This is a genomic window from Spirulina sp. CCNP1310 (assembly GCF_034932185.1).
Lineage (GTDB): Bacteria > Cyanobacteriota > Cyanobacteriia > Cyanobacteriales > Spirulinaceae > Spirulina.
Genome location: NZ_JAYGHW010000039.1, coordinates 63817 through 74133 on the forward strand (window position 1 = coordinate 63817; position 10317 = coordinate 74133).

A 10317-nucleotide genomic window follows, 5' to 3' on the forward strand; every position below is an offset into this window, starting at 1 on the left:
GGTCGGCGCAGCCGGGGGGATCATTAGTCCCTAACTCCAGTCTTGGGGTTCGTCGCCCCCTTTGCTGCGACGGTAAATTTGGCCCGTGGCATGGATGGCGCGGGTTTGGGCGAAAAGTTCCGCTTCCGTGAGTTGGTATTGCGTTAATAGCCCTTGGAGTTCCGTTTGAATTTGCCGCGCACCGGGAAAATTTTGATAACGAATCAGCAGGCGGGCTAACTCCACCTTGTTGTAGTCCGAGAGTTGACCATCCTGTCGGATCATGTCGATAATGCGTTGATCGCGGCTTTCTTGGGGGTGACGTTGGTCAAGTTGGCTCATCAAATTCAGGTTCAGGGGGAAGTTCAGGGGGCCATTGCCACAGTTTAATTTTGCCACTTAAATCGCCGCTGGCAATCCCCTGGCCATTGGGAAAAATTGCTAGGGTCGTAATCCAATCCTGATGGCCCTGCCAATAGGTGAGCAGATTGCCACTGGCGAGATCCCAAGCCCGGATGCCATCGTGGCTACTACTCATCAAAGTTTGGCCGTCGGGGGTGAGGGCGAGGGCGGTGATGGGGCCGGTGTGACCCATTAGCGTTGTTTGGAGGCGATTGGTGGTGAGATCCCAGAGTTTGAGGGTGCGATCGCCACTCCCTGTAATCAGCGTTGTACCGTCGGCAGTAAAGGCCAAAGCCGTAATCGCCACCTCATGGGCAGGGAGATTTGCCAGCGCCTCGCCACTGCGCAGATTCCAGAGGAATACATGGCCGTCCGGTGTGCCGCCTGCCAGGATCTGGCCATTGGGATGGAGGGCCAGGTGGGCGATGGGTTGAAATTCCGTGAGGGTATAGAGGGGGCGATAACGTTGCAAGTCCCAAACTTTGACCCCATCAAGGCCCGCACTGATTAGCACTTGATTATCGGGGGTGATGGCCAAATCTAAAACGTTGCCGCGATGATCCCGCAATGTGTGCTTAAATTCCCCATCGGTAAGGCTCCAAAAGTGAATTTCCCCATCTTCCCCTGTACTGGCTAAATGTTCCCCATCGGGGCTGAGGGCGATCGCACTAATGCCCATGCGTTGACTGCGGATCGTGCGCAGCATCCGGCCCGTGGCAGTGCGCCAAAACCTGAGGCGGCCATCATTGTGGCCCCCACCGCTGATCAAAATATCGCCATCGGAGGTAAAAGCGATCGCATTAACGGCGGTGGTTTGGGCTTGAAATGTGATGTTGAGGGGAGGGGTTTGGGCATGACTGGGGAGGGGCAGGAGCGCACCTATGGCCACAGTAGCCCACAAAAACCGTTGGAGCATAGGATTGATCGGGGGCTAATCGGTTTCCTTTAGTCTAGCGTGGGGGGCGGCTTCATTCTGCCTCAAACACGATTTCATCCCTTGCTTGCCAAGCGGGATCAACGATGCAGAGAAAGATCAAGGGTTCTGTGCCGATGTTTTCAATATATTGGTGGGCTTCGGGGGGGATATAAATAGCATCCCCAGGCTTAACGGTGGCCACTTCCTCCCCAATGTGCATCTGCCCTTTCCCCTGAAGGATGTAGTACACCTCACTCGTTGTGAGGGCATGGGGGGTTGAGGTTTCCCCTGGAGCAACGGTGGCATGGGCGAGGCTGTAGCGGAGATCGAGGGGCTGTTTATCGGGGTGGAGGAGTTCCCGGAGGCGGGTGTGATCGCCCGCAATAAATTCCTCACAATCGGCTAAGGCGCGAATTAACATGATGGTTAAGGGGATAAAGTTCTAAATTAACGGGTGTAGGGGTGTTGGCGTAAGCCTGCCGGAGGCACAAAATTTTTCGCCCCTACAGGCCGAAGTGCATTTCGTATAATTGAACAAACCCTGGATGGCTGCAATACTGACCCGCACCGCGAGAACAATGCCAACCAGGCCAAAACCCGCCAGCCCTGAATCGATGACCCTTCCCACTGCCCTCAATCGCCCTGAATATTTCCTCCAGCCGGTGCAAATTTGGCATCGTTTCCGGCGTAGAACCGCCATTGCTGATCTGCAAACCCTGCCCTTGCCTTGGGGCGGGGCGATCGCCATCCGTCCCCATCCCGATGACAAGGTGGAATGGTCTTTATGGATGATGGGGATTTATGATTTAGCCCTCACGGAAAGCCTTTGGCGGCTCACTGATCTGGGGGAAACAGTGTTAGATATTGGCGCAAATATTGGCTATATTACGGGTTTATTGGCGGCAAAAACGGGGCATCAGGGGCGGGTAATTGCCTTTGAACCCAATCTGGAGGTTTATGAGGAATTGGTGGCTAATTGCCATAGGTGCAAAGATGCTTCCCCCATCGAACTGCTCCCCCTCGCCCTTTCTGATCAACCGGGAACCGCCACGCTCCGGATTCCCAAACACAATCGCGGCGAGGCGGCGTTACTAACCGGGGATGATCCCAATCCGGCGGAAACATTGCGGCAGGAAGTTGTGACGGTGACGACGGGCGATCGCCATTTCCCCGATGATTTGCCCATTGGCGTGGTTAAAATTGACATTGAGGGCCATGAATTGGCGGCCTTGCAAGGGTGCGATCGCCTCCTCACTCACCATTGCATCCGTGATATTCTCTACGAACAGCACGAGGGCTATCCCAGCCCCGCCAGCAGCTATTTAGAAAGCAAAGGTTACACTGTTTTTCGCCTTTGGAAAGGGTTTTGGCGGCCCCTGCTTTATCCGGCGGACTATCCGGTGATTCATCCTTGGGAACCGCCCAACTATTTAGCCACCTTGGAACCGGAGCGGGCGCAGGCAAGATTGCGATCGCGCGGTTGGCAGGTGCTTAAGCCAAAGCCTTGAGCAACGCTTCCCCCATGGCTTGACATCCTACTAATGTCATCCCCTCGGACATAATATCCCCAGTGCGATAACCCTGATCCAAAACGGTGATCACCGCTTTTTCTAAACAAGCCGCCGCCGCCGGTTGATCGAGGGCATAGCGGAGCATCATCGCCGCGCTGAGGACTTGGGCTAAGGGGTTGGCCTTATCCTGGCCGGCAATATCGGGAGCGGAACCGTGAACGGGTTCAAAAACTCCCGGTTTCCCCGGCGCACCTAAACTCGCAGAGGGGAGCATCCCAATACTCCCCGTCAGCATCGCAGCGGCATCGGAGAGGATATCGCCAAACAGGTTGCCGGTGACGATGGTATCAAACTGTTTGGGAGCGCGGACTAACTGCATCGCAGCGTTATCAACGTAAAGATGGGAAAGTTCCACATCGGGATATTGGGGAGCCATGGCAGTGATGCGATCGCGCCACAGTTGGGAGACATCTAAAACATTGGCTTTATCCACCGAGCAGAGTTTCCCCCCCCGTTTACGGGCGGTTTCAAACCCCACCTGAGCAATGCGATCAATTTCTGATTCTGTATAGGCCATCGTATTTACGCCCCGCTTTTGGCCCGTTTCATCGGTAAAAATGCCCTTGGGTTGGCCAAAATACACGCCGCCGGTCAATTCCCGCACCACCATAATATCCACCCCTTCCACGACTTCCCGCTTCAAACTGGAGGCATCGATGAGTTGGGGGAGAATCGTCGCGGGGCGCAGGTTGGCGAAGAGATCCAAACCGGCCCGCAGGCCCAATAAGCCCGTTTCCGGTCGTTGAGCGCGGGGGAGATTATCCCATTTATAGCCCCCAATGGCGGCGAGGAGAACCGCATCGCTGTTTTGGCATTGGGTGAGGGTTTCGGGGGGGAGGGGGTTGCCGGTGGCATCAATGGCCACGCCGCCGATCAAGGCTTCAGTAAAAACAAATTCCAGGTCAAAACGGGGGGCGATCGCCTCCAAAATTTGCACAGTAACGGCCATAATTTCCGGGCCAATTCCATCCCCTGGCAGCAGCGTGATCCGGTGTTGCGTCATGATTCTTTATTCTTTTGCATTGCGATCCTTGAGTTTACCCGATCTGGTTGGGGCGAGAAAAACGGGGGATGGAAATTTTTAAGGGAAATGACTGGATTCGGTGGCGGAGCCACCTGATGCCCATGCCATGGCAGAGCCATGGCCGAGATTAGTGGGGCGATGGCATGAGATTAGAAATTAGTGGGGCCAATGGATGGGTTTGGGGCGAAAGATTTTTCGCCCCTACTTGTGTTCAAAGATATCTTTGAACTGCATTATGTCCAGATCGACAAATAGCGGTAACGTTGCAAAGCAACGTTCTGCCAGTTCCCAGCGGCCTTCTCGTTGGAGCATGGCCGTGAGTTGCGATCGCATCTCCACCAGATAACGCACATCATTGGCAGCGTAGGCTAACTGTTGGGGGGAAAGGTTGGCGGGATTGCCCCAGTCGGAACTTTGGGAACTTTTATCCAGTTCTATGCCAGTGAGTTCCTGCACCAATGCCTTCAATCCGTGGGTACTGGTGTAGGTGCGGGCCAGCTTACTGGCGATTTTGGTGCAGAAAATTGGCGCGGTTGCAATGCCAAAGGTATATTTCAACTGCGCCACATCAAAGCGGGCATAGTGGAAAATTTTCGTACTTTGGGGGGATTCCAACAGGGTTTTTAAATTCGGGGCCTCCCGTTGCCCCAGGGCAATGCGGATCGCGGTGACATAGCCGCTCGGATCGCAGATTTGCACCAAACAGAGGCGATCGCGCCCCAACACTAACCCCATGGTTTCCGTATCAATGGCCAAGGCTTCCGCCCCCTGATAGCGGGCGAGGGTGGCGGCATCGAGATCGCGATCGCACACTTGAAAGTTTTCCAGATTCGCCTCAACCATGATTTTTTCCATCCCGCTCTGCTAAATATTTCGCCACCGTTTGCACATCCTTATCCCCCCGGCCGGAGCAGTTGAGGATAATCCGGGGATTGCCGCTGAGTTGAGGGCAAAGGGTTTCTAAATAGGCGATCGCATGGGAAGTTTCCAACGCCGGAATAATCCCCTCCAATTGCGATAACCGCTCCAACGCCTCCACCGCCTGAGCATCGGTGACACTGTAATATTCTGCCCGGTGCGTTTCCATCAAATAACTATGCTCCGGCCCCACACCGGGATAATCCAACCCCGCACTAATCGAATGGGCCTCCACCACCTGACCCTCCTGATCCTGCAACAGATAGCTCATCGCCCCATGGAGTACCCCCGGCTCTCCCTTCGTTAACGTCGCCGCATGGTAGGGCGTTTCCACCCCAGAACCCGCCGCTTCTACCCCAATTAAGCGCACCGATGGTTCTTGGAGAAATTCATAAAATAACCCCATGGCGTTAGATCCTCCTCCCACACAGGCGAGGAGAATATCCGGCACACCACCCCACTTTTCTAAACATTGTTGGCGGGTTTCCCGGCCAATCACATGATGGAAATCCCGCACCATCATCGGGTAGGGGTGAGGCCCCGCTACGGAACCGAGGATGTAGTGGGTGGTTTGCACATTCGTCACCCAATCGCGAATTGCTTCCGATGTGGCATCCTTAAGCGTTCCCGTCCCCGCTTCCACCGGCTGCACCGTCGCCCCCATCAGCCGCATCCGAAACACATTGAGGGCTTGGCGCTCCATATCCTGCACACCCATATAAATCACGCATTCCAACCCAAAGCGGGCGCAAACCGTAGCCGTCGCTACGCCATGCTGGCCCGCGCCGGTTTCGGCAATGATCCGCTGTTTACCCATCCGTTTAGCGAGGAGGACTTGAGCGAGGGCGTTATTGATTTTGTGAGCGCCGGTATGGTTGAGGTCTTCCCTTTTCAGGTAGATTTGCGGCCCTGTACCATCGGGACGGGCATAGTATTGGGTGAGGCGTTCGGCAAAATAGAGGGGGCTAGGGCGGCCCACATAGTCTTTAAGGAGGCCATCCAATTCGCTGGTAAAGTCAGGGTCTTGGCGATACTGTTCATAGGCAGCTTCTAGTTCTGCCAAGGCGGGCATCAGCGTTTCAGGGACATATTTGCCCCCAAAGCGGCCAAAGCGGCCGAGGGCATCGGGTTGGCGGGTGGGAGCGGCGAGGGGGGTAGTAGTCACGGTAATCGGATCACATAGGGAGCAGAAAGTCCATTATAGAGAGTTTTGGGCTTGAGGATTGGCTCAAACTTCCGCTGGTATAGCTTGAGCATCAAGCCATTTTTGATAGGCATCGGCATCTCCCCCGAAGGAATCGAGGGAAACCTGTCGCTCTGGCATCGGCTTGAGAGGGGTGACGACCAACAATGGGGAACCCAGCTTACCAATCTTCATAGTCACTCACATCAATCTGATCCCCAGATATAACATTCTCCACAACAACAACAGTACCCATTGTATTCGGAGAAAAAGAGTATCTGTAGCCTCCCCCATTCACGCCATAATCAGGAAGTGGCTTCCCTGCTTCAAGGCTCTGATCAATAGCATTAATCTCAACTGCATCCAGTTTACGTCCGTCCATGCCCCTGCCCGTCTTCAGTTGTTGGGTAGCGATTTGAGTATCCATGGCTAAAATCCATTCCTCCAATCGCGTGACTTGGGATTCTGGAATGTAAAAACAGCCCCCATACTTGTCATCTCTGATTTCACAATCATCACTCAAGTCAATAATATCCCCAGAATCACCATGTTTGACTGTGATCACCATACCCAATGAGGTTGGAAAAAAAGAGTACCTGTAGCCTCCTCCGCAGACTCCACAATCAGGGAATGGTTCTCCTATTTCAAGGCTCTGACAAATAGAATTGATCTGAAATGTTTCCAGTTTGCGTCCGTAAAGGCCCCTACCCGTCTCCAGTTGTCGGGTGGCTGTTTGAGTATCTAGAGCCAACATCCATTGATCGAGTCGAGATGATTGAGATTTTGGGATGCAGAATCTCAATTCACGTTGATCGCGATCTCTTTTTTTAAACATATACAGTCGTAATTTATTACTAGATGAATTACAGCCTGTTCAAGAATAATTTGATCCTTCCTCAAAGTCCCTCTCCCGATCTGGGAGAGGGATTTAGGGTGAGGGCAATGTGTTAATTCATCGGTGAACAAGCTGTAATCCCTTTTTAGCATAGCGGGCGAAAATCTAGGATTGGCTTAACCAGGAGATGGCGGCTTTGATCCAGTCTTCGGGGGTGGGGTTTTGTTGGAGGCGGGGGTCTTGGTGGAGGTGGGAAATGGCTTCCCAGATTTCCGCTGGTTCATAGCCCAGGGCTAGGAGGGTGAGTTCGACATCTTCCTGGATTGTGGGATCGAGGCCACCAACAGCGGGGGCGGGGATGGCGGCGGTTTTGCGCCATTGGCCCAGTTGGGTTTTTAATTCCAAGATGATCCGTTCGGCGGTTTTTTTGCCCACTCCTGGCGTTTGAATCAAGACCTTAGTGTTTTCGCTGATAATCGCTTCGACGAGTTGCTCTAGGCTGAAGGTGTTGAGGAGGGCGATCGCCAATTGCGCCCCGATCCCCGTCACGGCAATTAATTGGCGAAACAAATCCCGCTCCGCCGCTGTGGGAAAACCATAAAGGATCATGTGATCCTCACGAATTTGCTGATGGGTAAAAACCTGGATCAATGTCCCCTCATTCGTAGGGGCGAAACATTTTTCGCCCTCCCCGTCTCCCTGGGTGGAAGAAGGCACTGGCAACCACCGGGGGGGAATTTGCACCTCATAGCCAATCCCTTGGACTTCCAGGATTAACACCGTGCGGGGGGGACGGCGGATAATGGCAACGGGATCGCCCTTGAGATAACTAATCATCGCCATCCTCGGATCAACCAACGCCAAAAGGCGATCGCCACCTTTTCCACCTTCGCCATGAACTGATCAAACCCATTGAGCAAAATTTCCAACCAATGGCGCTCGTAGCCGGTGGGTTGAGCCTCCACATCCAGCCAGTCCGGTTGATGATCTGGGGTTTGGGCCGGGGAGTGGTTGAGGGCAGGGGGCGGATCGGGGGGTTTCATCGGCGGGGCAACAGGGGGAGGATTGAGGGAATAGAGTTCAATGGCCATATCCGCATCTAGTTCGAGTAGGGAGCGCCGCTGCGGCACTTGGCTGACAAAACCAGGGGAAATGGCGGGGAGTTCTTCCCAATGGAGCCAGGGTTGTTTCTCTGAACGGGGTTCAGTTTCCGGTAGAGCCTTGGGGCGATCAATGCCGAAAAAGTAGGCGATCGCCCTTTGCACCAACGCTTGGGCCGTACCGGGAAAGGCGGGGCGATCGCTCACCCGCTCCACCCAAGCCCACCATTGTTCCTGTAACTGCTCCTGCTGTGTTTCTAAACGGATCGCTGATTGATCCAACTGCTGACAGAGGTTTGCCGGTAGCGGCAGGGGGGGCAGGTTCACCGGAACCACCACCGACAGCAACGGCGGCGGCACAAACCGCGCTTCGCCAAACACATTGGTGGCGATCGCCACCGGACTTTGCTGCACCCAGCGCATCAATTGCCAAAACCGTCGCCACAGGGGCCAAATCTGGGGATCTTCCCCAAGGCGGGCGGGGATCAGGTATTGATAGCTTTGGATTTTACGGCGGTAGTTTTGATAGGCATAATCCGCCAGTTCAATGCGGATTTGGGTGGCCAGGCTCTGTTGTTGATCGGGGGACAAGACCGCGAGGCTTTCATTTTCCTCTGTGGTTAACACCAAACCTTGACTGTCACAATCGCAGGCAATGCCCCGCACTGTCGGATGGAGTTCTTCAGTGGGTGCGATCGCCTTCGGTAAGCCGTGGGGTATGACCGCCACCGGCAGATGGGCAATAAATCCATCAAGGGTAGCTAAGGTGCGCCGTAGGGGGCCATCACAGTCCGGCGGCTCTAGGCTGGGGGGTTCGGTTTGCGTCACCGCTGCTTCAAGACGGAGGGCTAAGTCTCGCCCCAATTGGGTGAGGAGGTAAACGGGATAGAGCAACATTTGCAGCCCCCACACCGCCGCCACTTGGGCCGAACGCAACCCCCGGCCAAGGCGATCGCCCCACCGGAGCCGTTGGCGATTGATGGCGTTAAATAAGCGACTTTGATAGGGGCCAGAGGGATAGGCCATATTGCCCAAAATGTGTCGTTGTTCCTAGTCTCCCATGGGAAGGGGCCGGTTGATCACTATATTCGTCGCTAAGATGGCCCCAAGGAGGGATGCCATCTCGGTGACTCTTTGACGATGATCCCCCTTGTTTGCCATTTTTTTGAATCATGCCCCACTCAACAAGCCGATCATCTTTGTGTTTTTGCACGGCTGCTTTTGGCACAAAATATAATCGCATGGCTCAATTACTAGCCACCGATTTAGCCCAATTTGCTCCGGATCATGCGCTCATCCTCTATACGAATCAACCCCATTACTTTGCTGCCCAGGCCAATGTTCATGTGGTGAATCATGCCCGTCGGGGGGTTTTGCCCTACCATGAGCGACGATTTGCGATCGCCGCCGCCCTCAAGCTTGTGCCAACGGTGATGTATTTAGATGCTGATGTGCGCATTTGTGCGCCCATCCCGGCGGATCTGGAATTTTTACCCGGTTTAACAGCCCGCAGTTGTGGCAATCTCCATCACCATTTGCAAGCCCAACGGGAGAAGCATCCCCAATCTACCGAACTTCGCCATAAAATGAACGTGATTGAGAAAATGGCGCACCGGATTGGCGTTGATCCTGCTCATCCTGATTTAAAGTTTATTAATGAATTTTTATTTGTGCTTCATCAAGATCAGGGCCGTGAACAGGAGTTTCTCAAACTTTGGGGGGATTTAGCCCTTTATGCTGATACGTTGGGCCTCCATAAACACCCCACCTATGCCATGGCTTTAGCGGCGATCAAAAGTAATTTTCCGATTCATCATCATGAAATGCCCGGTTTAGATTTTTTTGATGATCAGATTGAAACGGTGCGAATTCGCCAAGGCCAATCCTCCCCCACGGCTAAAGCGATCTATTTTGAACAGCAACGGCGGATTGAAGAAGCACCCCAAGGTTTTCTCCAGCGGGGATGGCAGCGGGTTACGAAAAAACTGTTGTTCATCTATCACCGGCTACGGGTGCAGGGGTTGGCGTTTGTGGCTCGTGATCTGTTGGTGAGGGGCGATCGCTCTCCAGAAATCAGGATTTTTGAGGGATGCAGGGGGGAGCCTGTTTCGTTTTGGGATTGATGATCCTGAGGGTGAAAAATCGGGTTTTTGGGGGGTGGTTGTGGGGTGGTGAGATGGTGCAAGCAACCCGGTTTCTAAGTTAGGGTACAATGAGGATTGGAGCAATGCCCACTTTATTGAATTACTCCCAATCTTCATAAGGGAACCTCGAAAAAAAGATTGTGTTTGCAAAGTACTCGTTCAAAACCCTTTGTCAGAAGTAAATCAGTTCTATTTTTGTGACTTATCCTCTCTTCACACCATCCGTTTCTCTCCAATCTCCCAGT

Annotated in this window: 12 protein-coding genes; 2 read left to right on the plus strand and 10 right to left on the minus strand. The window is 53.7% G+C overall.

The window, feature by feature from the left end; translation table 11 throughout:
- Window positions 1–30: 30 nt before the first annotated feature.
- Genes VB712_RS08365 through VB712_RS08375 form a run of 3 tightly spaced genes read right to left on the minus strand, consistent with a single transcriptional unit; the run spans window position 31 to window position 1718 of the window.
- Complete coding sequence (locus tag VB712_RS08365; protein ID WP_323254036.1) at window positions 31–321, minus strand: DUF3288 family protein; 291 nt, start codon at window positions 319–321, stop codon at window positions 31–33.
- The gene (locus VB712_RS08370) at window positions 308–1297 is read right to left on the minus strand and encodes a WD40 repeat domain-containing protein (protein ID WP_323254038.1); all 990 of its coding nucleotides are present in this window, start codon (window positions 1295–1297) and stop codon (window positions 308–310) included. The genes VB712_RS08365 and VB712_RS08370 overlap by 14 nt, the downstream gene beginning before the upstream one ends.
- A gap of 52 nt (window positions 1298–1349) precedes the next feature.
- The gene (locus VB712_RS08375; RefSeq protein ID WP_323254040.1) at window positions 1350–1718 is read right to left on the minus strand and encodes a cupin domain-containing protein; all 369 of its coding nucleotides are present in this window, start codon (window positions 1716–1718) and stop codon (window positions 1350–1352) included.
- 193 nt (window positions 1719–1911) lie between these two features.
- Here VB712_RS08375 and VB712_RS08380 point away from each other — a divergent pair, with 193 nt between their 5' ends.
- Window positions 1912–2805, plus strand: coding sequence for an FkbM family methyltransferase (locus VB712_RS08380; protein WP_323254042.1), 894 nt, complete (start codon window positions 1912–1914; stop codon window positions 2803–2805).
- On the opposite strand, the gene leuB is transcribed toward VB712_RS08380, so the two are convergent.
- The 7 genes from leuB to VB712_RS08415 form a co-directional block, all read right to left on the minus strand.
- On the minus strand, window positions 2789–3871 hold the full coding sequence (leuB, locus tag VB712_RS08385) for a 3-isopropylmalate dehydrogenase (RefSeq protein WP_323254044.1): 1083 nt from the start codon (window positions 3869–3871) through the stop codon (window positions 2789–2791). The two genes, VB712_RS08380 and leuB, sit on opposite strands and share 17 nt — an antisense overlap.
- Before the next feature lie 222 nt (window positions 3872–4093).
- Window positions 4094–4735, minus strand: coding sequence for a ribonuclease H-like domain-containing protein (locus tag VB712_RS08390; RefSeq protein WP_323254046.1), 642 nt, complete (start codon window positions 4733–4735; stop codon window positions 4094–4096).
- Window positions 4728–5975 (minus strand): tryptophan synthase subunit beta, encoded by a 1248-nt coding sequence (gene trpB / locus VB712_RS08395; RefSeq protein ID WP_323254048.1) that lies wholly within the window; start codon window positions 5973–5975, stop codon window positions 4728–4730. Before trpB ends, VB712_RS08390 begins: the two co-directional genes overlap by 8 nt.
- A 63-nt stretch (window positions 5976–6038) precedes the next feature.
- Window positions 6039–6188, minus strand: a complete 150-nt coding sequence (locus VB712_RS08400) for a hypothetical protein (protein WP_323254050.1) — start codon at window positions 6186–6188, stop codon at window positions 6039–6041.
- Window positions 6175–6561, minus strand: a complete 387-nt coding sequence (locus VB712_RS08405) for a hypothetical protein (RefSeq protein ID WP_323254052.1) — start codon at window positions 6559–6561, stop codon at window positions 6175–6177. The genes VB712_RS08400 and VB712_RS08405 overlap by 14 nt, the downstream gene beginning before the upstream one ends.
- 432 nt (window positions 6562–6993) lie before the next feature.
- Window positions 6994–7665 (minus strand): Holliday junction branch migration protein RuvA, encoded by a 672-nt coding sequence (ruvA, locus tag VB712_RS08410; RefSeq protein ID WP_416236295.1) that lies wholly within the window; start codon window positions 7663–7665, stop codon window positions 6994–6996.
- A complete protein-coding gene (locus VB712_RS08415; RefSeq protein ID WP_323254056.1) occupies window positions 7662–8954 on the minus strand; it encodes a hypothetical protein in 1293 nt (430 codons plus the stop codon). Before VB712_RS08415 ends, ruvA begins: the two co-directional genes overlap by 4 nt.
- Before the next feature lie 215 nt (window positions 8955–9169).
- Here VB712_RS08415 and VB712_RS08420 point away from each other — a divergent pair, with 215 nt between their 5' ends.
- Window positions 9170–10051 carry a hypothetical protein gene (locus VB712_RS08420; protein WP_323254058.1) on the plus strand — a complete coding sequence of 294 codons (882 nt, stop codon included), beginning with the start codon at window positions 9170–9172 and terminating at the stop codon, window positions 10049–10051.
- The last annotated feature ends 266 nt before the right edge of the window (window positions 10052–10317 follow it).

Excerpts from the sequence above, each read along its gene's own strand:
- VB712_RS08365 (WP_323254036.1), bottom strand. The coding sequence starts at position 321 with ATGAGCCAACTTGACCAACGTCACCCCCAAGAAAGCCGCGATCAACGC.
- VB712_RS08370 (WP_323254038.1), bottom strand. The coding sequence starts at position 1,297 with ATGCTCCAACGGTTTTTGTGGGCTACTGTGGCCATAGGTGCGCTCCTG.
- VB712_RS08375 (WP_323254040.1), bottom strand. The coding sequence starts at position 1,718 with ATGTTAATTCGCGCCTTAGCCGATTGTGAGGAATTTATTGCGGGCGAT.
- VB712_RS08380 (WP_323254042.1), top strand. The coding sequence starts at position 1,912 with ATGACCCTTCCCACTGCCCTCAATCGCCCTGAATATTTCCTCCAGCCG.
- leuB (WP_323254044.1), bottom strand. The coding sequence starts at position 3,871 with ATGACGCAACACCGGATCACGCTGCTGCCAGGGGATGGAATTGGCCCG.
- VB712_RS08390 (WP_323254046.1), bottom strand. The coding sequence starts at position 4,735 with ATGGTTGAGGCGAATCTGGAAAACTTTCAAGTGTGCGATCGCGATCTC.
- VB712_RS08400 (WP_323254050.1), bottom strand. The coding sequence starts at position 6,188 with ATGAAGATTGGTAAGCTGGGTTCCCCATTGTTGGTCGTCACCCCTCTC.
- VB712_RS08405 (WP_323254052.1), bottom strand. The coding sequence starts at position 6,561 with ATGGTGATCACAGTCAAACATGGTGATTCTGGGGATATTATTGACTTG.
- ruvA (WP_416236295.1), bottom strand. The coding sequence starts at position 7,665 with ATGATTAGTTATCTCAAGGGCGATCCCGTTGCCATTATCCGCCGTCCC.
- VB712_RS08415 (WP_323254056.1), bottom strand. The coding sequence starts at position 8,954 with ATGGCCTATCCCTCTGGCCCCTATCAAAGTCGCTTATTTAACGCCATC.
- VB712_RS08420 (WP_323254058.1), top strand. The coding sequence starts at position 9,170 with ATGGCTCAATTACTAGCCACCGATTTAGCCCAATTTGCTCCGGATCAT.